General features: G+C 41.4%; 19 protein-coding genes and 1 riboswitch. Of the genes, 8 read left to right on the top strand and 11 right to left on the bottom strand.

Features of this window, described 5'->3' with window-relative positions; translation table 11 throughout:
- Window positions 1–102: 102 nt before the first annotated feature.
- On the bottom strand, window positions 103–789 hold the full coding sequence (locus FCV43_RS01995) for a response regulator (RefSeq protein WP_136993860.1): 687 nt from the start codon (window positions 787–789) through the stop codon (window positions 103–105).
- Window positions 786–2,420 (bottom strand): ATP-binding protein, encoded by a 1,635-nt coding sequence (locus FCV43_RS01990; RefSeq protein WP_113796933.1) that lies wholly within the window; start codon window positions 2,418–2,420, stop codon window positions 786–788. Before FCV43_RS01990 ends, FCV43_RS01995 begins: the two co-directional genes overlap by 4 nt.
- A 450-nt stretch (window positions 2,421–2,870) precedes the next feature.
- On the opposite strand from FCV43_RS01990, the gene FCV43_RS01985 reads away from it, so the two are divergent.
- The 5 genes from FCV43_RS01985 (at window position 2,871) to FCV43_RS01965 (ending at window position 8,070) form a co-directional block, all read left to right on the top strand.
- Entirely contained in the window at window positions 2,871–3,098 is a 228-nt protein-coding gene (locus FCV43_RS01985) for a hypothetical protein (RefSeq protein ID WP_113796931.1), read from the top strand.
- Between the two features lie 221 nt (window positions 3,099–3,319).
- On the top strand, window positions 3,320–4,741 hold the full coding sequence (locus FCV43_RS01980) for a TolC family protein (RefSeq protein WP_136993859.1): 1,422 nt from the start codon (window positions 3,320–3,322) through the stop codon (window positions 4,739–4,741).
- A complete protein-coding gene (locus tag FCV43_RS01975) occupies window positions 4,738–5,712 on the top strand; it encodes an HlyD family secretion protein (RefSeq protein WP_017052712.1) in 975 nt (324 codons plus the stop codon). Before FCV43_RS01980 ends, FCV43_RS01975 begins: the two co-directional genes overlap by 4 nt.
- Before the next feature lie 61 nt (window positions 5,713–5,773).
- Window positions 5,774–6,922, top strand: a complete 1,149-nt coding sequence (locus FCV43_RS01970) for an ABC transporter permease (RefSeq protein WP_136993858.1) — start codon at window positions 5,774–5,776, stop codon at window positions 6,920–6,922.
- On the top strand, window positions 6,922–8,070 hold the full coding sequence (locus FCV43_RS01965) for an ABC transporter permease (RefSeq protein ID WP_113796983.1): 1,149 nt from the start codon (window positions 6,922–6,924) through the stop codon (window positions 8,068–8,070). Before FCV43_RS01970 ends, FCV43_RS01965 begins: the two co-directional genes overlap by 1 nt.
- Window positions 8,071–8,188: 118 nt before the next feature.
- Here FCV43_RS01965 and FCV43_RS01960 read toward each other — a convergent pair whose 3' ends face one another.
- The 3 genes from FCV43_RS01960 to FCV43_RS20315 all read right to left on the bottom strand — a co-directional run bounded on the left by FCV43_RS01960 (window position 8,189) and on the right by FCV43_RS20315 (window position 10,413).
- On the bottom strand, window positions 8,189–9,280 hold the full coding sequence (locus tag FCV43_RS01960; protein ID WP_136993857.1) for a hypothetical protein: 1,092 nt from the start codon (window positions 9,278–9,280) through the stop codon (window positions 8,189–8,191).
- 208 nt (window positions 9,281–9,488) lie between these two features.
- Window positions 9,489–10,223: a chromosome partitioning protein ParA gene (locus tag FCV43_RS01955; protein ID WP_170961585.1), complete on the bottom strand. Its 735-nt coding sequence runs from the start codon at window positions 10,221–10,223 to the stop codon at window positions 9,489–9,491.
- Between the two features lie 31 nt (window positions 10,224–10,254).
- The gene (locus tag FCV43_RS20315) at window positions 10,255–10,413 is read right to left on the bottom strand and encodes a hypothetical protein (RefSeq protein WP_017052717.1); all 159 of its coding nucleotides are present in this window, start codon (window positions 10,411–10,413) and stop codon (window positions 10,255–10,257) included.
- Between the two features lie 302 nt (window positions 10,414–10,715).
- A riboswitch (glycine riboswitch) is annotated at window positions 10,716–10,823 on the top strand.
- Window positions 10,824–10,966: 143 nt separating this feature from the next.
- Between FCV43_RS20315 and FCV43_RS01950 the strand changes: the two genes are divergently transcribed.
- Window positions 10,967–12,337, top strand: a complete 1,371-nt coding sequence (locus tag FCV43_RS01950; protein ID WP_136993855.1) for an alanine/glycine:cation symporter family protein — start codon at window positions 10,967–10,969, stop codon at window positions 12,335–12,337.
- Window positions 12,338–12,412: 75 nt separating this feature from the next.
- On the opposite strand, the gene FCV43_RS01945 is transcribed toward FCV43_RS01950, so the two are convergent.
- Both FCV43_RS01945 and FCV43_RS01940 read right to left on the bottom strand, forming a co-directional pair.
- A complete protein-coding gene (locus FCV43_RS01945) occupies window positions 12,413–12,901 on the bottom strand; it encodes a threonine transporter RhtB (protein WP_240697107.1) in 489 nt (162 codons plus the stop codon).
- A gap of 89 nt (window positions 12,902–12,990) precedes the next feature.
- The gene (locus FCV43_RS01940) at window positions 12,991–13,626 is read right to left on the bottom strand and encodes a LysE family translocator (RefSeq protein ID WP_136993853.1); all 636 of its coding nucleotides are present in this window, start codon (window positions 13,624–13,626) and stop codon (window positions 12,991–12,993) included.
- Window positions 13,627–13,841: 215 nt separating this feature from the next.
- Between FCV43_RS01940 and FCV43_RS01935 the strand changes: the two genes are divergently transcribed.
- The gene (locus FCV43_RS01935) at window positions 13,842–15,314 is read left to right on the top strand and encodes a carboxypeptidase M32 (protein ID WP_136993852.1); all 1,473 of its coding nucleotides are present in this window, start codon (window positions 13,842–13,844) and stop codon (window positions 15,312–15,314) included.
- Between the two features lie 68 nt (window positions 15,315–15,382).
- Here the strand turns inward: FCV43_RS01935 and FCV43_RS01930 are convergent, their stop codons facing one another.
- Together FCV43_RS01930 and FCV43_RS01925 are read right to left on the bottom strand one after the other, a co-directional pair.
- Window positions 15,383–15,583, bottom strand: coding sequence for a hypothetical protein (locus FCV43_RS01930; RefSeq protein ID WP_240697106.1), 201 nt, complete (start codon window positions 15,581–15,583; stop codon window positions 15,383–15,385).
- A 74-nt stretch (window positions 15,584–15,657) separates the two neighbouring features.
- Entirely contained in the window at window positions 15,658–15,909 is a 252-nt protein-coding gene (locus FCV43_RS01925) for a hypothetical protein (RefSeq protein WP_017052737.1), read from the bottom strand.
- Window positions 15,910–16,141: 232 nt separating this feature from the next.
- On the opposite strand from FCV43_RS01925, the gene FCV43_RS01920 reads away from it, so the two are divergent.
- A complete protein-coding gene (locus FCV43_RS01920) occupies window positions 16,142–17,074 on the top strand; it encodes a sensor domain-containing diguanylate cyclase (protein WP_170961584.1) in 933 nt (310 codons plus the stop codon).
- 123 nt (window positions 17,075–17,197) lie between these two features.
- Here FCV43_RS01920 and FCV43_RS01915 read toward each other — a convergent pair whose 3' ends face one another.
- Both FCV43_RS01915 and FCV43_RS01910 read right to left on the bottom strand, forming a co-directional pair.
- The gene (locus tag FCV43_RS01915; RefSeq protein WP_136993850.1) at window positions 17,198–17,620 is read right to left on the bottom strand and encodes a DUF3010 family protein; all 423 of its coding nucleotides are present in this window, start codon (window positions 17,618–17,620) and stop codon (window positions 17,198–17,200) included.
- A gap of 82 nt (window positions 17,621–17,702) precedes the next feature.
- Window positions 17,703–18,731 (bottom strand): sensor domain-containing diguanylate cyclase, encoded by a 1,029-nt coding sequence (locus tag FCV43_RS01910; protein ID WP_136993849.1) that lies wholly within the window; start codon window positions 18,729–18,731, stop codon window positions 17,703–17,705.
- Window positions 18,732–18,891: the final 160 nt, after the last annotated feature.

Below are 18,891 nucleotides of genomic sequence, written 5' to 3'. Positions count from 1 at the left end.
CGCCCTTTTATTATTATCCTAAGCCTTACGTTGCAGACCGTACAACGTTACATAAACATTAGTTCATCTCTTTAGAGTGTCAAGCCCATGATGGTGATCTAGCTAACGAACGACTCGACAATAACACCGCTCAGGTCTACCTACACTTCCATAGTTCAAATCCGCTTCTAATTCTCCGGAACTGATCAAGTACTCAAGATAGCGTCTTGCGGTGGTTCGACTTGCCCCTATTTGATCACCAGCTTCATCCGCCGTTAAGCTAACAGGTTCTTGAAATAAGTTGCGAATTTTATCGAGTGTCACACTATCAATACCCTTCGGTAAGCGTTGATGGCTCGATTCTACATTGGCATTCGCTTGAAGCATTTTATCAACCAAACCTTGGTTAAAATCGGCCACATTATCCAGCTCTGTTTGTTGAGATTGGTACTTTTTAAGCGCCACCTCCAACCGAGAAAAGATCACAGGCTTAAGCAAATAATCGACCACACCACCACGCATCGCCTGTTGTAGTGTGTCGACATCACGAGCAGCAGTAATCAAAATAACATCACAGTGCTGATTATTACCGCGCACTTTTTGTAAAATATCGAGGCCATTTCCGTCAGGAAGATAAACATCCAAAATCACTAAATCAGGCTTCAATACTTCAAGTTGCATTTCAGCTTCAGATTGAGTCGTCGCAATGCCTACAACATCAAAGCCACCCATTTGAAGTAAATAGCGGTGATGCAGCTCAGCAATCGCAACATCATCTTCAATAATCATCACTTTAGTGGGTGAGATCATAGCTGAGACTCCTTCGGTAGATAGACCGTCATTCTCGTTCCGTACTCCTTGTCACTCGTCATTTCTAGCTGTCCGTGATATCGGTCTGCCAGCGTCTTCACTAAATACAAGCCCACACCTCGGTTGTGTTTAGCTTTGCTTGAAACCCCTTTATTCGTCAGTGTTGTGGTATCTAAATCGTGGGGCAAACCACAGCCTTGGTCATCCACTTCTAGAATAATTTCATTTCCAAAATCACTTAAAGAAACCTCGATGACCCTCCTATCAGGGGATACATGTTGATCACTGTTAATCACACTCATGGTCGCATCGAACGCATTATCAATGAGGTTTCCTAATACCGTAACGACATCATCGGAGTTTAGCCAAGTTGGCATGACTTCAAGCCTGGAGCCTTCTTCAACTTTTAGCACTAAGCCTAATTCTCGTGCCCGTTCTGTTTTTCCCAGCAACATCCCAGCAATCAATGGGTCTTTAATTGTTTCACGCAAGAACTCAATCAATGCTTGATAATGCTCTGTTTCTTGTCCAATTAAATTTTGTACAGCATCTAATTCCCCCATCTGAACTAATCCACTGATAGTATTCAGTTTATTTTGATGTTCATGGGTCTGGGAACGCAATAAATCCGCATACTCTTTGGTTTGGGAGAGTTGCTCTGTCAGTTCATTTATCTCATCTCGTAAACGAAAACTCGACACCGCACCAACCACTTTTCCTTCTACAACTATCGGGCTACGGTTTGCAATTAAGCGTTTCTGTTTTAGATACAGTTCAATATCATGATCGTGTTCACCAGATTTGAGTAATTTATTCAAGTCACTGTCAGGCAACACTTTCGTTAATGGCTGATTAAGCGAGGATTTCCTGTCGATATCTAAAATCTGGCAGGCACTTTTGTTGATTGAGCGCAGTATGCCATTTGAATCAATACTGATGATCCCCTCTTTGATTGTACTCATGGTAACGTCCAGCTCCACATATAAACGGCCAATCTCTTCGGGCTCAAAACCTAAAATGGCTTTTTGAAATCGGCGTGAAGCATAACTTGAAAGCAATGCGTTTGCGGCAACGACTAGAAGTGCCATTAAGATCAGAAAAGCGAGGTAAGGTTCGATTTTGTCTTGTAATGTGTCGAGTAGATAACCAACGGAAACCACCCCTATCACATCACCATCGCGATTGAATATCGCTGCTTTCCCACGAACCGAGCGCCCAAGAGATCCCTGAGCAATAGAAACATAAGCTTCGCCGTGAATTAAAGCCCGAGCGTTATCCCCGCCTTTCATTGGCTTACCTAGACGATGATCAACAGGGTGAACCAGACGAACGCCTTCGTCGTCGCCAATCACAATAAACGCGGCCCCGATCATTTCCGTTAGTTTTCGGTATCGGTCTTGTACATCGGCACTATTCATTGCACGAAAATCTCGCGTTTCGATCAGATTCACGACCGCATCCGACTTTGCTAAAAACGAGGCCACACCCAACGCTTTTAAACCTATCTCTTTCTCTTGAGAGTGCTTAATATAGGCAAAGCCCGCCGCCGATAAAATCAGCAGTTCAATTAAGCCCGATAACGTCATGATGATCAGCATTCGTTTTCGAAAACTGATTTGCCTCCACTTCATGAATGCACCCCATTAAAAATTCAAACACTACAACGGATCTAATTTAACATTTAAGCAACAACAAGGCTTGTGATGGTATAAATAACTGTGAACAGAGGGCTTTTATCTTTACCTCTTCAGTAACACATAAATTCAAACTTAGTCTGCTTTATATAATGCCTAACTATTCTTTCCGAACCTTCTGTAAGCTGTCGCTATCAGATGCATATCAATAAGCCATTTAATTGATCTAGATCATGTAAATTTTAGCTCTTTTTTATCTATTTTTAGATCAATACGCATATACTTATTTCAGTGGATAAATAATACGCAATGGAATTGCCCTGTGGTAAGGCAAATAGCAGAGAGGAACCAAGCCTCCATCATGAATACTTACCTACGTAATCAGGATGTCTATTCAAAATAGTACAATAATCATAACGTTCTAACATTGTTAAAAGGAATAAAACAATGCAACGAGACTGTTTTGGAATCTGCCTAACTAAGGCGATGCTGTTAAATAATGTACAAGCTACTTTCACACACGTTCGTGCGTATGAAAAAAACGCAAGCTCACCAAGTGATTTGCATGTACTACTTGCTTTTCCTCAAATGTCTGGTCGAGATCTGCTGAACACCATGCAAGGTTCACGACAACTTGAATGGCGAGCCGATCACCATTGTCCTGCATTTGACTAAGCTTTGTTTTAACAGCACGTCGGGCTGATTCATCTATACTCAACCTTAAGGAAGAGTACGATATTGTTCGTACTCTTTTTTATTGCATCACAATAAATTCTGGCTCACAGTTCTGCTTTCAATTAGTTCTAATATATTCAACTTGATCATCACTTCGAGACAAATCAATCGTTTTATGATACAATTAGAGCTATTACTCTAATTTTAATTTCAAGGCTGTCATGAAGGTTAAATACGCATCTGCGCTATTAGGTTTGCTCTCTAGCGCCCTCTCTTTCCAACCCTATGCGGCACCAATCTCATTCCAAGATGCTTGGCAAATTTTGCAGCAAAGCAACAACTCTTTAGCTGCACAACGAGCTAACGTCGAACGCTACCAACATTTACAAAGCGCGAAGGATGACCTGAACTTACCTTCAGTAACTCTTGGTGCGAAATACATTCGCCTTGATACCGATGTGACCGTTTCTGGACAGCAACTGCTCGATAGTACAGGTGCGGTTTTACCACCACTTCCTCCCTTTGAAAATGCTATTGCAAATGCTCTACTCAGTACAACGTCGACCATTACCGAACGTGACATTTTCAGTTCATCAATTCGAGCTATCTGGCCTATCTTTACAGGTGGTCGAATTACTGCGGCTCAAAACGCAGCGGAAGGTCAATCGGATGAAGCGAAAAGTCAATTGGCGATGGAAGTTCAAGCTCGTTACGAAGACTTAAGCAAATATTACTTCTCCGTATTGCTGGCCCAAGACGTATTAGAGACACGTAAAAGTGTAGAAACGGGGTTAACGCAGCACCGAGATTTTGCAATAAAAATGGAGCAACAAGGGCAAATCGCGCATGTTGAACGACTTCAAGCAGAAGCTTCTCTTGATAAAGCGATCGTAGATAGAAAGAAAGCCCAGCGTAACCTTGATATTGCTCAGTCGGCTCTCACTCAAATTCTTAGCCAAGATGCACAAGTAGAACCAAGTGATATTCTGTTTACCAATGACAATCTACCGCCGCTCAGCGCTTTCATTGATCAAACACTGAATACCTACCCTGGCCTCGCTATTTTAGACGCTAAACAAAAACAAGCCAGTAGCCTTATCGCCGCTGAAAAAGGCAAATATTACCCTGAAGTTTTCCTATTTGGTGATTACAGTCTGCATGAAGACGATTCACTCGCAAGCCAGATGAAACCTGATTGGCTAGTTGGCGTTGGGGTTAATATTCCGCTTATTGAAACTTCTGGGCGTTCGGAAAATATTAAAGCGGCCCATAGTGCTGTATCTCAGGTGAAGTATTTAAAAGCACAAGCCAAACAAGACTTAAGCGTGCTAGTAGAGAAAACCTATTTAGAAGCAGAACAATCCGTTGAAGAAGTCAGTGGATTGAATTCAAGTTTAAAACTTGCCGATGAAAACCTTCGCCTTCGCAGCAAAGCCTTTACGCAAGGTTTGGCTAACTCATTAGAAGTAGTTGACGCACAACTCTACTTAGCCAGCATTAAAACTCAACAATCCGTTGCACGTTTTCAATATTTAATCTCACTCAATAAACTGCTGGCTTTAAGCAGTGAAATGAACGCTTTCCCTCAATACCAGTATTCTGCATCAACGACTGACAATGCAACACAAAAGGATCCATCATGAAACGACTAAAGCCAGCACTTATCTCTATTTTTGCAATTGGTGTCGTTGGCTGGGTAGGAAGTAGTTTCTATCACGCTTATCAACCTCAACCGATTCGCTTGCAAGGCCAAATCGAGGCGCAACAATACAGTATTTCCTCGAAAGTACCGGGGCGAATTGATCAGGTTCTCGTGCGCAAAGGTGACATGGTTGAAAAAGGTCAGCTTATCTTCACTCTTCATAGCCCAGAAATTGCGGCTAAATTAGAGCAAGCTATTGCTGGACAAAAAGCGGCTGGCGCAATGGCAAAAGAAGCGGAGAAAGGCGCTCGAACACAGCAAATTCAAGCCGCTAAAGACCAATGGCAAAAAGCCAAAGCTGCGGCAAACTTGATGGAAAAAACCTACCAACGTGTGAACAACCTATATAACGATGGCGTGGTTGCTGAACAGAAACGAGATGAAGCCAAAACCCAGTGGCAAGCGGCTAAATACACCGAAAGTGCAGCGTTCCAGATGTACCAACTGACCAAAGAAGGTTTACGTGATGAGAGTAAACTGGCTGCTGAACAAAAAGCGGTAATGGCAGCGGGCGCTGTTGCAGAAGTGGAAGCGTATGCTGCGGATACAAAAATCGAGAGTTGGTTCAACGGTGAAGTGTCACAAGTACTGCTTAACAGTGGTGAACTTGCTCCACAAGGCTTCCCTGTTGTAACCGTTATTGATACTAAAGACTCTTGGGCCGTTTTAAATGTACGTGAAGATCAACTTAAATCATTCCAAAAAGGGACTCGCTTTCAAGCTTACCTTCCTGCCCTTGATGATACCTTAGAGTTTGAAGTGTCTCATGTTGCTGTTATGGGTGATTTTGCCACTTGGCGCTCAACAGATTCAGCACAAGGCTTCGACCTACGAACGTTCGAAGTAGAAGCCCGCCCAATTGATCAAACTCAGTCGCTTCGCATGGGCATGAGTTTAGTTGTTGAGCTGTAATCTTTGTATGCTACCGGTTTGTGGAAAGTATGTTTTGTGGAAAAAATGTTTTGTGAAAAATATGACAACAACGACGCGTGTTAGTACCCAATGGCAGATAGTTCGACATGATAAATGGCTACTTTCTTGCCTAACATGGGTGCCATTGCTCTTAGCACTTTCTATCTGGTGGATTTTCTCGCAGGGTATCGCTCGCGACCTACCTATTGGCATTGTCGATCTGGAACACAGTCAACTTTCTCGAACTTTGTCTCGTGAATTTGATGCGACTTCAAGCCTTGCAATTCACGACAATTACGCCGATATAAACCAAGCTAAAACTGCCTTAATTTCTGGGGATATTTACGGCTATGTGATTATCCCTAGCAACTTCACTAAAGACATATACCGTGGTACACCGCCACAAGTTTCTGTTTTTTATAACAGCCAATACATCTTGATTGGTAAATTAGTGAACTCAGCAATACTTCAAGCCCAAGGTACATTCAACGCCCAACTTGATGTGGTTAAATCGTTAACATCAGGCAATACAACCACCAAAAGTGCATTAGGCAAAGCGGTAGCGGTTCGAACTCAGATAACGCCTCTGTTTAATAAAAATACCAACTACGCACAGTTTCTTGTGTCTGCCGTTGTCCCTGCGCTATGGCAGATTGTCATTGTAGTGGGAACCATCATGATATTAGCCGCTAACCACCGTACTTACGGCACTCAAAAGTGGCTCAAATCATCACCGATGACAACGGTAGTCAAAACATTAGCTGCTTACATACCGGTTTTCTTGATTCAAGGCATTGGCTTTTTACTTTGGTTCTATAAAGGGTTTGAATGGCCAATGAATGGCGGTTTTAGTGTGTTAATTTTTGCTCAATTAGCCACGGTTATCGCTTGTATGATTATGGGCTCACTATTCTTCTTTTTGACCCTAGATCCAGCAAGAGCAATGAGTTTTGCTGGTGCATTCACCGCGCCTAGTTTTGCCTTCATGGGGATTACATTTCCCGTTACGGACATGAACCCTTTTGCTCAAGCATGGCGTAATTTATTGCCAATTAGCCATTATATTGAGACACAAGTGAGCCAGTCGAGTTACGGCGTCACGCAAATTGAATCGCTCGTACATTTGATTCCGATGATTGGATATTTATTCCCGCTGTTATTGACCGCTTTACTGATCAATAAACACTTAAAGCAGAGTGAGAAAGTATGATGAGTTTGTTGTCTCTACTCAAGCAAGAATTCAAAGCTTTAATGACCAATCCAGTTGTCGTATTAACTGTATTTGGCGGAGTGGTTTTTTACTCTTTTCTATACCCTCTTCCATATGCACAACAAACGCCAAGAGAGCAATCGATCACTGTCGTTAATTTGGATAAAAGTCAATCAAGCTACCAACTTGAAAGAATGGTTGATGCCACCCCGCAAGTCCAAATAGTGCAACGTGATCACACGATTGAATCGGCCAAAACTGCATTTCTTGACGGCTCTGTTAGCGGAATACTGGTGATTCCTGAACATTTCTATAAAGACATTCTTCTTGGTAAAAGCCCGACGCTTGCATATGCAGGTGATGCTTCGTTTTTCTTAGTTTACGGAACCGTTGTCGAGGGGTTAGCCCAAGCAGGAGGCACTTTAGCAGCAAAAGCCAAAGTCTCTCGACTTGTGATGGAAGGTGAACCACTCGCTTTAGCTTCAGAGCACTTTTCACCAATTAAGCTCAATTTGAAGCCAACGTTTAATCCAAGAATGGGTTATGTGGATTATGTTGTTCCTGCTGTTTTTGTTCTGATTTTACAGCAAACCTTAGCCATGGCGTCTGGGCTAATGGTTGGTAGCCAAAAATTTGGGACTGGGTATTGGAACCAATATTCGCCACGTGCAGTATTTAGTATCAGAGCGCTAGTGCTGGTTGGTGTCTATTTCTTACTGAGTATGTATTACTTCGGCGCAAGTTTCGATATGCATGGCATAACCCGACTCGCTGAAATTCCGACACTTTTGGCTATTTTAGTGCCATTTTTGTTGTCATCTTGCTTTATCGGAATCTGGCTTGGCTCAATCCTTCCACGCCGTGAATTAGTCACCATTATTATTTTGATTAGCTCAATGCCTCTCATTTTTTCCGCCGGGTTTATTTGGCCAATTGAAATGATTCCTGCCCCTATGGTTTGGGTTTCGTCACTATTCCCAAGTACTTCAGGTATTCAAGCATTTGTATCGGTTAACCAATTAGGTGCCCAATGGAGCCAAATCGCGAGTCAGTGGACACAACTTTGGTTGCAAACATTAGGCTGGGGTGCATTAGCTTTTTGGTCATTCAAGCGGAGCCTACAATTTGATCAACGTGTTCACCCTTAATCGGCTGAATTTATAATCAAATGCCGTTAGCGAGCACATACAACTCAAGCTCGCTAACGGTTTTAGTTTTAATTTTAGTTGTGGTGATGGTTATCTTTTACCTTGAGAATCATTACTCTCAGAGCTGATATTTCTTAGCGTCAGTTTTAAGACCGCGATATTTACTGAGCAATTCAGCTTGGCTCATGTTTTCATCCCCAAAGAAAAACCCATTCGCTTGCTTTAGCACATCAAAATCATTTTCAATGTATTGCAGTACCTGATCAGCTTTTTTCAAAGTGATTGGGCTACACGATTTTCCGTGCAAATCATCCATAAGATCTAAAGAGTTTGAGCGGAAACTTTCGATACGATACAAGGCTTCTAATCCGGAAGGACTTTCCAAAGCATGTTGCCACTGATCGATAGAGTTAGTGACCCACTCGACGACTGGGCTATCGGCTCCACCAGCAATCAGCTTATCCCTTTTGAATTGATAAGCCGCAAGTGCAGCGCTTTTTTCCACTCGATACAAATCAAGGATCTGTTCAAGGGTCAAATCAAGCGGATTTCTTAATAAGTAATCAAACAGAAAGCGTGTTTCGAAACGTTCCACACCATTGAAAAGCGGCGTATCTTGCCCATTACTATTGAATTGTGTCATGGGTTTAAATTGATACATATAGCCAAAGTCGAACAACTTTATTTGATTCATCTTATCTATCAGTATGTTGCCGGGACAGAAATCCCACTCAAACAGACCTGCCAGTTCTAGTTCTGATATTGTTGAAAAGATCTGCTTAAAAATATCAGCATCAAAATGGGTAATGAGCGATCCTTCAATCCAAGGTGAGAGTAAAATCCCATCATTCAACGATGCATATTGAGTCTCGACAATGTGCGAATACTTCTCAGGATTCTTTTGCTTTAAAGCGGTTAGGTCGCGTCGCCTTTGAACTTCATTTAGAAATGACGTTTGTCCATCAACATTTTTAACTAAACTCTCTGGCCGTTTACGTTTTAGAGTCCAATCTCGTCCTCTTATCCGCAAGTGATAAACCTTGGCTGTCAGTCCAGATGAAAAAGACTCTACAACATAAGAGGAGTCGTCATCTATCTTTTTAAGTGCTTCTAATGAGACTCCAACTCCATCCAAAGTTCCAATTACAATGTTTTCTCCACTCTCAACAAAGGCCAGTTGTGCCTGCTGTCGATTTAGCTCCATGCTCATAATATCTATCCATTCTATAAATTTAAGTTGATAAATATATTGATAAGCTACGCCTACATACCGTGACAAACCGCTTAGTTATGCATTTTATTCGACTTCAGTTCCTTACACTCTGAATGATAGGTATAAAAAAAGGCTCAATGAGCCTTTAATTTTGTTATTGTCGCGTTTCACTTCGACCCAACCGTATAATGAGTAAATTTCGGAATTACAAACCCATTTCGTCCGTTAGTGCTTCTATCTGCCTTAAGTCCATTTTGTGAACTTCGATCATTTGATTTATCTGGCTTAAACGCGAGTTAACTTCATCTTGCTTATCGCATGAGTCCGATTTCGCATCCCAAGATGTTCCATCCAAATAAATATCGCACTCTTTCTTCAATACTTTAAGCTTCGGCTCTAACTGGCTCTTCTCCGTTTGCAGTGCTTCCAGTTCTTGCGAAACCTTCAGTTCACGACGAAAAAGATCACGCGAGCCTTCAAACATTGTGGCTTGCATGTCCGCTTGACGATTCAGTTTCGAGTTTATCTTTTGAGACTCTTCAATCTTAGTTTTCTGTACAGCGAGTTGCGACTCTAGCGCTAGGTTGGCCTTCTCTAGTTCTGTCGATATCTGCTGAGCCTCAACGAGTTCTTGTTGGTGAACAACATCTTGCTCTTTTAACGCAGCCGCTATTTTTTCATCAACTTCAGAGTCGACATTCGCAGATCGTTGCTCAACTTGAGTTACAAGTTGTGATTTATCGACTTGTAATGCTTGGTATTGATTCTCTAACGTTTGATAACTCGCTTCCCATTTACTGGTCGTAACCGCTGAGCCAACAAGGCCACCTAGAGCAATACCAATGACGGCAGCGATGGCAATATAGATATGACTGCGTTTATCACGCTCTTCTATAACAACAACTTCATCTTGTTCATCTAAATCAGTATTCTGATTCACTCGCATATACTCCGTAAGTAACGCGCTCGTTCTATCGAGCCAATTCTGAAACCACAAGCGATGCGGTATAAACTAAAAATCCAACAATAACACTCAATACCACTCCCTTCTGAAGCTTTTCATTGGTGCGATAACGAAAAAGTAAAAACGCCAAAGCAATCAGAAATACGATAGCAATTAATCGAGTCATAACCCCTCCTTAGTCTCTCTATTCTAACTCATTTTGTAAGAAGAAAACGTCAGAGAAAAGTAGTTTCAACGATTACTTGTTTAACTTTTGCGCAAACAGTTTTTTTGCTGCTGACATCACACTTTTATTCAGTTAGGATTCGCATACAGATTATCTATAAATTATAGGTAATTGTTCCGATGAAGACTGCAGGAGAGTGGTTTTTAACCAAATATTAACATTTGGTTAGATAAACCCGCCGAAGAAGTAAATCTTTCAGGCGCTTTATGCTGGAGAAATCCAGAAAAGTGAGGACTGTCGTTGGAGGAACCTCTGGAGAGAACCGTTAGATCGGTCGCCGAAGGAGCAAGCTTTATCATCTTATTCGATGATTTAGTGAAACTCTCAGGCAAAAGGACAGAGGAGTGGAAAGCTACAACCTTAATATTAACTTTGCTTTATGTATAAGTATCACTATTAAGTAGTGGCTGATGGTTCTATCTGTCAGATCACTGCCCTTTCCCTCTTCTCCTTAAATCGTGCACCACGCACTTTTGTTTTATTAAGGGGAACCATGAATAACTTACAATCTTTACTGCAAACCATCGATAACTTCGTTTGGGGTCCACCACTTCTTATTTTACTTGTTGGTACAGGTGTCTACTTTACCTTTCGTTTAGGTTTACTACAGTTTCGCCATCTCCCAACTGCGCTAAAAATGGTTTTTAGCAAAGACAAATCAGGCCAAGGTGATGTAACGAGTTTCGCTGCACTTTGTACTGCTCTTTCTGCCACCATAGGTACGGGTAACATTGTTGGTGTTGCTACTGCGATTAAAGTTGGTGGGCCGGGTGCGCTATTTTGGATGTGGCTTGCTGCTGTATTCGGAATGGCGACAAAATACGCTGAATGCTTACTGGCTGTGAAATACCGCAAAATCGATGACAAAGGCCAAATGGTCGGCGGCCCAATGTATTACCTTCAATACGGTGTTGGCTCTAAAGCGTTGGCGATTATGTTTGCTGTATTTGCGCTTGGGGTTGCTTGTTTTGGTATAGGTACTTTCCCACAAGTGAACGCGATTTTAGATGCCACTGAGATATCGTTTGGGCTTTCACGCGAAATTTCAGCTATCACACTGACTGTATTGGTTGCCTGCGTCACTCTAGGTGGCATTAAGTCTATCGCGAATGTTGCTGGAAAAGTCGTTCCAACTATGGCGCTATTTTATATCGTTGCCTGTTTGAGCGTAATCATTACTAATTACCAACAGTTAGGAAGCGCCATTGAGTTGGTGATCACCTCTGCTTTCAGCTCTACTGCGGCAACAGGCGGTTTCTTAGGTGCAAGTATCATGCTCGCAATTCAATCAGGTATTGCACGCGGCGTATTCTCCAATGAATCTGGTTTAGGTAGCGCCCCTATGGCGGCGGCGGCAGCGAAAACAGATTCATGTGTGAAACAAGGTCTGATCTCGATGACTGGCACCTTCTTCGATACGATCATCATCTGTACCATGACAGGGTTAGCGTTAATTCTAACAGGCGCGTGGCAAACAGATTTAGCGGGTGCCGCGATGACAACTCACGCTTTTGCGGTCGGTCTAAACGCTGACACTTTAGGTCCAATGCTCGTCTCTATTGGCTTAATCTTCTTCGCGTTTACGACCATTCTCGGTTGGAACTATTACGGTGAGCGTTGCGTGGTTTTCCTCTTCGGAACTAAGGCCATACTTCCATATAAATTCATTTTTGTCGTACTTGTTGCTTCTGGTGCATTCATGAAGCTCGACATGATATGGATAATTGCTGATATTGTGAATGGACTCATGGCGATTCCTAACCTTATTGGCTTAATCGCATTGCGCCAAGTTGTGATTGAAGAAACTAAGCAATTTTTTACCTCTTCGAACCAATCAGAGAGTTTGGATACAGTAAAAATATAAAACGGTTAAACCAACAAAAAGCCCGCGACAACTTCGCGGGCTTTTTACTATTTAATTGATGGTAAGGTTGCTGATTTAATCGCGTAACCAATCATGTTCCACGCTTTCACCACTCTTTCTAAAAAAACTTGAGTGCTGTTGTTTAAATTGATCTAGCTTCAGCTCATCAACAGGCCAAAATGCAAAGTCTTCTTCAAGGTGAATCGAGTCTAGAGCCAACGACAATGTTTCAAGCTTCGTATCAACATATCGGTATATAAAACTTTGCCCATTCGTTTCGCAAACCATAGCGGTATTTTCTTTATGTTCACCATTAATGAGCAAGTTTAGATTCTTATATTCACCAACTCTGCAGTCATTTTGATAAACGATATCAAGCTCTAATTTATTATCTAATGTTGTCATAACAAAAACGGAGATCGACTTTTCAATGTAAACCCGTCGCAGTAACAATTGCCGTGTATCTTGAGTTCTCGTTTGTTGTATACCATTGGACAGTGGTTCAAAATAAGCCCAGTGCCAATCCCAGTCCATGTTTCGACTTAAATAATTTATCTGAGGCACAGTGTTTATCCCTACTAGCCCAATAATCAAAAGCAATATGACCACTCCCGCAATCAGTAACTTAAACATATAATGGGTTGATAAAAACATTACACTCTTTCTTCTATTAATAATTTAAGCCCAAGCGCGACAAGCACAACTCCGGTTGTACCTTCCATCCATTTCATGAACTTGGCATCTTTAAATAATGTTTTGGCTCTTGTTAATGCCCCAGCTAAACCGCACTGCCATATCATCGCTATCATGAAATGAATACCCGCCATAAACATCGATTGCAGTAAAGGAGAACCTTGCGGATCAATAAACTGAGGCAAAAAAGCCAAATAAAACACCGCGGTTTTTGGGTTAAGCACATTCGATAAAAAACCTTCTCTTAATGAACGACTTACCACCAGAGTATGGTCTGTTCCATTTTGAATATTCATACCATTGGGCTGAGAAAATGTTGCGCGTAAACTGTTAATACCAAGCCAAATCAAATAAGCAGCACCGACCATTTTAATCACATTAAATAAATCCGCAGACTGGGCCAGGATGGCTGAAATACCGATAGCAGAAAAGAGCGCATGAATAAACAAGCCGCTACAAATACCCAAGCTAGTGGCACACCCATCGGTTAAGCCCCCTCTGGAAGTGTTACGAATCACCAGTGCCGTATCTAAGCCTGGAGTTAATGTCAGAATTGTAATCGCAATCAAAAAAGCTTCAAAATTTAAAATATACATTGCCTATCCCTGTTCCTTTCACTCTTATTCACGCCTTGCTCTTCGAAGGCTCAGCCTCTATCCCTAGATAGTTAAGCCAACTTATCTTTCAGACAGGCAAAAAGCGAGAAAATAATTATGAAATCGATTAAATAGATAGTCAAAACCATGACTTGCTACTTGGAGTGATTGTTAACGATTGGTAAACTAACTTTTTCCCTAATTGAGTAGAACCAATGAGCGCCTTCAAAAAACTGGTCGACCATTCAAAGAAAATTTCACACTTCCAACATCTTTCCGCTATCTGTAGTTGGGACCAAGCTTCCATGATGCCTTCTGGTGGTAACGATGCTCGAAGCGAAGCGATGGCTGAATTATCTGTACACATTCACGGCTTAATGACTCAACCTCAGTTAGGCGATTGGTTCAATGATGCAGAGAATGAAGAGTTATCTACTCAAGAGAAAGCCAGCCTTCGTGAACTTAAACGTCAATGGCAGCGAACCACGATCCTTCCTGATTCTTTGGTCCAAGCACAATCACTGGCGGGTTCAAAATGCGAACATGCTTGGCGAACCCAACGTGGCAATAATGATTGGATTGGCTTTGAAAAAAATTGGAAAGAAGTCGTCGCGCTATCAAAAGAAGAAGCCCAACTTCGTTCAGACGCCACAGGCTTAACACCGTACGACGCGATGCTTGACCTATATGAACCAGATACTAACTCAGCTTCTCTTGATTCAATTTTTAACGATGTAAAAACTTGGCTACCATCGATGATCGATCAAGTGATCGATAAGCAAGCCAGTGAAAGTGTTATTGTTCCAAATGGCACTTACTCGACAGACAAACAGAAAGCCTTAGGCCTTGAAGTCATGAAGTTACTTCAATTCGATTTCGATCACGGCCGTCTCGATGAAAGTGTTCACCCATTTTGCGGTGGTGTTCAGTCTGACGTCCGTATTACCACTCGCTATGATGAGAATGAATTTGTTCAATCATTAATGGGCATTGTGCATGAAACTGGACACGCTCGTTATGAACAAGGGCTACCAACTTCGTTAGCAGGCCTGCCTTCTGGTGAAGCTCGTTCAATGGGCATTCATGAATCTCAATCGCTATTTTTTGAGATGCAAGTTGGTCGTAATGATGCATTCATCGGCCACCTTTCTCGTCTTGCGAGAGAACAATTTTCAGGGGCTGAATTCGAACAACAGAACTTCCAGAAAATATACACACGTGTGAAGACAGATTTCATTCGCGTTGATGCCGATGAACTGACCTACCCTGCGCATGTTATTTTACGATATGAAATTGAACGTGATCTAATGAATGGCAACATTTCACATACAGATGTACCGGAATTGTGGAACCAAAAAATGCAGGATTACCTTGGTTTATCTACTCAGAACAACTTCAAAAATGGTTGTATGCAAGATATCCACTGGACAGACGGCAGTTTTGGGTATTTCCCAAGCTACACACTCGGTGCGATGTATGCGGCTCAGTTCATGGCAGCGATGAAGAAGACAGTAGATGTGGAAACCGTGATCGCTTCAGGTGATTTATCTCCAATCTTCAGCTGGCTGGAAGCAAACATTTGGAGCAAAGCTAGTCTATTTTCAACCGATGAATTGGTTAGACAGGCAACGGGTGATGTTTTGAATGCAACACACTTCCAAAATCATTTGAGAAGTCGCTACCTTTAATATTATGAAACCACAGGCTGAACATATACTCGTTCAGCCTGTCGCTGGATTAAATTGTAGATTGCTGTTTAGCGATACACTATCTCTTGCTCAATATAATCTGATTCACTAAACCATAGAACAACACCAACATAATTACTGGACGATAACGTTGAATCTATTTGAGCAGCAATTCGCGCAGTCATCTTTATCCATCCATCATCATTATCTAACTCTTTAACTAAGTCTCCGACTAATTCTAGTGCTGCGTTATCTAACTTTAAACTCATGTAGTGCATTTTTAACCCACGCCTTTTCTGTCTGTTTTCTTTCGTCAATGCTAGTAGATCTCTAGCTGACTGATCTAATGTAGATCCCTTGCAATACGAATTAGGTCTTGCTGTGAGTAATCTTCAGCGCTCTTTCCCTCTTTAATCAAATTAATGATCGTATAGTGAGATAGATCGCCAAACTCTTTTGCTAAATAGAGCATAAATGCCTGTTCGTTTGGCCACTTGCCACGAACGATGTACCCTTCTTCTTCATCGAAATCCGCCGTCTCGAAAAAAGAAAAGTCGGTCATCCCAATATTATGGCAATACAGAACTAAATACATAGAAAGCCTTCGGTTTAAAAATATTCCCAGCTATTTAAATCGATTGATCTGCTGAGTGCAAGTGACAAATACATTTACTGTTTAAACCTTTAGTCTCTTTAACATGCACGAAATCTCGTTACCTAGGTCTCTATTTACAATACTTCATCTTGTCTTTACCAATACACTTATTTAATGTGGGTGCATATGTAAACATTCATAATTAATATAATCGATGGGAGTATCGTTAAATATGATAAACACACAAGAATGCTCCGATAGGTTACTAAAAGATAAATTATTACGAGCAAATAATAAGTTTTTGACTATGTTCCAACTTTCACCTGTTGGAATGGCAATTGTTGATGCCACAACGGGTGATTTTCTTGAAGTAAACGACTCCGTGTTGAACTCAGCAGGTTATACCAAAGATGAGTTTATCCAACTCAGTTATTGGGACATCACGCCTAAAGAATATGAGAAACAAGAGCTTCAACAGATTGAAGATCTTAAACGAACCGGACGCTTTGGCCCCAACCAAAAAGAGTATATTCGTAAAGATGGCACCAGGTATCCAATCACCATCAGTGGTGTTGCATTAACGGATATTGACGGCAAAGAAATCGTTCTCGGCATTATCGAAGATATCAGTGAACGAAAAGCCCATGAGAGAAAATTAGAACATGACGCTTTATATGATCCGCTAACCAACCTCCCCAATCGCCGCCTGTTATTTAACAATCTTCACCAGTCATTGGCACATTGCAAGCGAGAGCAAAAAAAGTTAGCGCTACTTTTACTTGATATCGATAATTTTAAACCTGTGAATGATTCACTTGGGCACAAATCTGGAGATGAATTACTCATTAGTGTCTCTCAACGGCTACAAGGCTTAATTCAAAGAGAGACAGACACCGTTGCTCGCTTGGGAGGCGATGAATTTGTGATCATGCTTCCTCTCATTACCAATGATCACGATGCCACTTTATTTGCTAAAAAAGTTCTGGATTGTTTTCTAGAACCAGTTTTAGTTGGGCAGGAATATATTGATATATCCGTAAGCATTGGAATTTCAATCTTCCCTGAACATGGGGATGATGAACTTACCTTAATTGAAAATGCGGATAAAGCGATGTATCAAGTCAAGAATGAACATCGGAATAATTATAAAATATTTATGCCATAGAGATAGAGATAGAGATAGAGATAGAGATAGAGATAGATTCAAGTGTAAAGTATTTTACTTTATCGATACCTGTTAAAAATAAAAAGCCTGACGAATCGATATTAGTCAGGCTTTTTGATTGATTTAGCTCATTAGGCAAGCATAAGCAGTAGTAAAGGCTTGTTCTTGGAACTGTTTAAGCCCTGTCTCTTTAAACTTAAATGCTAATGGATTTCGTTTTAGGTTTTCTTTGATCTCATTAGGAGAGACAACGGTCACATCCAAGCCATCTACAAGTTGAATTGCTGCTTCTAATTTAAAACCAAAGCCACCACCTGCAAATTTACCCTTAGTTTGACGTTGACGGATTACGATCTTATCAACTTGGTAATCTTCCATCAGCTTTGCAAAAGAAAACTGGAAATCTTTCATCTGTTGAGTGTCATTCGCGTCACTAATTGACACTTTAGACGCGCGGCAATCAGGTATATTGAACACACCGTCAGACAACGAAAGAAGACAGATAACCGCATCGTTACCTTTAATCTCAACACCACAAATTTTCATGTAAATACCTATTTATTATCTAGCTGCTTATTATAGTGCTTGTTGGACATCGAAGGCTAGCTTTAAGCTACGGCTAATCCACTTAATCAGCAACTATTACTCTATTCTTTCCATCACCTTTCGCTCTATAAAGAGCACAATCTGCCCGCGCTAATATGCACCTGAATGAAACGTCGCTCTCTATCGGAGTCGCGACACCTACACTGATTGTGCAACTTATTTTGTTATCATCTAGGTTGATGAATAGCTTTTCAATTTCAGTCCGATGAAGTTCTGCTCTCTTTAAAATAACTTCATGAGGAACATCTTTCAGTAGCAGCGCAAATTCTTCACCTCCAATACGAGCAAAAATGTCTTCTTCTCGTTTGGCACTGCGTATAGCTCGTGACACCATAATCAACACTTCATCCCCTGCAAGATGGCCATACTGATCATTTATTTTTTTGAAATTATCAATGTCAATCATCAACAGTGCGTGGCAATGAGATTTCAGACTCGGCTTGAAGCTTAATTCGTCGGTGATCTCCATAAACGCCCGTCGATTCAAGGCGCCCGTTAACCAATCGATCCCCGCTAAAGTCTTTGCGTCTTCTATCTGTTTTTGTACTCGAATTTGAGCGGCTACCCATTGCGCAATGCTGGTCAGGATCTGTGCGTCACTCTCTTGATAACGGCACTGCTCGCTATGTGCAACATTGAGTGTCCCATAGCAGGCGTCGTGGCTGAGAAGTGGCGCATCCATACACGATAGCAATCCACCTTCGGCTAACCACTGGCAATCAATATACTCTGCAGAATGGTTATTCTCACAAATAGCGAGGGCCCGCCTTAGGTACACATGACCAACCAAAGTGGATTGTATTGGAATCACTCGGCCTAATGGGATGACAGTATTTCCGGTCAGTGAAAAAACTTCTAATGTTGTCTCATTTTTTGCTAATGCAATACTTGCACGATCAGCATTAAAGATTTTCCGGACCCAGTAAGAAGTGCAATTTAGTATCTCTTGTACAGATTGAGACTGAGCTAAATCATTTAGAAATTCCAATGGCAAATTAACATGTTGCCTCTCTTCATTTGCTGACTGAAAACAATGAGCACTCAAACTCATACAACTCTCCTCACCATACTTGAACAGCTTTATAATGCTGTTCATCAATAATAGTCTCCTTTTGCACACTAAACCTCCTTACTAACAAGAAAGTTAATTATTTTCATTTAATATGAGGCATCTAACCAGCTATGAATCATTTTTTATTTATTCGATCGAT

Source organism: Vibrio genomosp. F6 (assembly GCF_005146325.1).
Classification (GTDB): Bacteria; Pseudomonadota; Gammaproteobacteria; order Enterobacterales; family Vibrionaceae; genus Vibrio; species Vibrio cortegadensis.
This window is presented reverse-complemented; position numbering and strand designations above follow the sequence as displayed.

Coding starts and splice junctions, on each gene's coding strand:
- FCV43_RS01995 (WP_136993860.1), bottom strand. CDS start 789: ATGATCTCACCCACTAAAGTGATGATTATTGAAGATGATGTTGCGATT.
- FCV43_RS01990 (WP_113796933.1), bottom strand. CDS start 2,420: ATGAAGTGGAGGCAAATCAGTTTTCGAAAACGAATGCTGATCATCATG.
- FCV43_RS01985 (WP_113796931.1), top strand. CDS start 2,871: ATGCAACGAGACTGTTTTGGAATCTGCCTAACTAAGGCGATGCTGTTA.
- FCV43_RS01980 (WP_136993859.1), top strand. CDS start 3,320: ATGAAGGTTAAATACGCATCTGCGCTATTAGGTTTGCTCTCTAGCGCC.
- FCV43_RS01975 (WP_017052712.1), top strand. CDS start 4,738: ATGAAACGACTAAAGCCAGCACTTATCTCTATTTTTGCAATTGGTGTC.
- FCV43_RS01970 (WP_136993858.1), top strand. CDS start 5,774: ATGACAACAACGACGCGTGTTAGTACCCAATGGCAGATAGTTCGACAT.
- FCV43_RS01965 (WP_113796983.1), top strand. CDS start 6,922: ATGAGTTTGTTGTCTCTACTCAAGCAAGAATTCAAAGCTTTAATGACC.
- FCV43_RS01960 (WP_136993857.1), bottom strand. CDS start 9,280: ATGAGCATGGAGCTAAATCGACAGCAGGCACAACTGGCCTTTGTTGAG.
- FCV43_RS20315 (WP_017052717.1), bottom strand. CDS start 10,413: ATGACTCGATTAATTGCTATCGTATTTCTGATTGCTTTGGCGTTTTTA.
- FCV43_RS01950 (WP_136993855.1), top strand. CDS start 10,967: ATGAATAACTTACAATCTTTACTGCAAACCATCGATAACTTCGTTTGG.
- FCV43_RS01940 (WP_136993853.1), bottom strand. CDS start 13,626: ATGTATATTTTAAATTTTGAAGCTTTTTTGATTGCGATTACAATTCTG.
- FCV43_RS01935 (WP_136993852.1), top strand. CDS start 13,842: ATGAGCGCCTTCAAAAAACTGGTCGACCATTCAAAGAAAATTTCACAC.
- FCV43_RS01930 (WP_240697106.1), bottom strand. CDS start 15,583: ATGAGTTTAAAGTTAGATAACGCAGCACTAGAATTAGTCGGAGACTTA.
- FCV43_RS01925 (WP_017052737.1), bottom strand. CDS start 15,909: ATGTATTTAGTTCTGTATTGCCATAATATTGGGATGACCGACTTTTCT.
- FCV43_RS01920 (WP_170961584.1), top strand. CDS start 16,142: ATGATAAACACACAAGAATGCTCCGATAGGTTACTAAAAGATAAATTA.
- FCV43_RS01915 (WP_136993850.1), bottom strand. CDS start 17,620: ATGAAAATTTGTGGTGTTGAGATTAAAGGTAACGATGCGGTTATCTGT.
- FCV43_RS01910 (WP_136993849.1), bottom strand. CDS start 18,731: ATGAGTTTGAGTGCTCATTGTTTTCAGTCAGCAAATGAAGAGAGGCAA.